Annotated in this window: 1 protein-coding gene; it reads left to right on the top strand. The window is 61.8% G+C overall.

Annotation, left to right across the window (positions count from 1 at the left end):
* Positions 1-20: 20 nt before the first annotated feature.
* A partial coding sequence (locus tag MTX35_RS25460; protein WP_243597493.1) for an SDR family NAD(P)-dependent oxidoreductase occupies positions 21-361 on the top strand: 341 nt, incomplete at its 3' end.

Raw genomic sequence — 361 nt, forward strand, 5'->3', positions numbered from 1 at the left:
ATCTATGCAAGGAGCGCAGCATGATGAACAACGCACCTCACACCCCCGCCAGGACCGTGGCGATCACAGGTGGAGCTCGCGGCATCGGCTATCAGACAGCGAAGGAGTTGATTCGACGAGGCCACCGGGTCGCCATCGGCGACATCGACGAGGCACGTGCGAAGGAGGCCGCCGCCGAACTCGGGGTGAAGGTCGTCACCCGACTCGACGTCACCGAACCTGACTCGTTCACAACGTTTCTGGACCTGGTCGAACGTGAACTCGGACCCCTCGACATCCTGATCAACAACGCGGGCATCATGCCTACCGGCCACGCCCACGAAGAGGACGATGCAGTAACCCGGCGGCAAGTCGAGATCAA

The sequence above is a fragment of the Rhodococcus sp. ARC_M12 genome (assembly GCF_022810385.1).
In the GTDB taxonomy this organism is placed as follows: Bacteria; Actinomycetota; Actinomycetes; order Mycobacteriales; family Mycobacteriaceae; genus Rhodococcoides; species Rhodococcoides navarretei.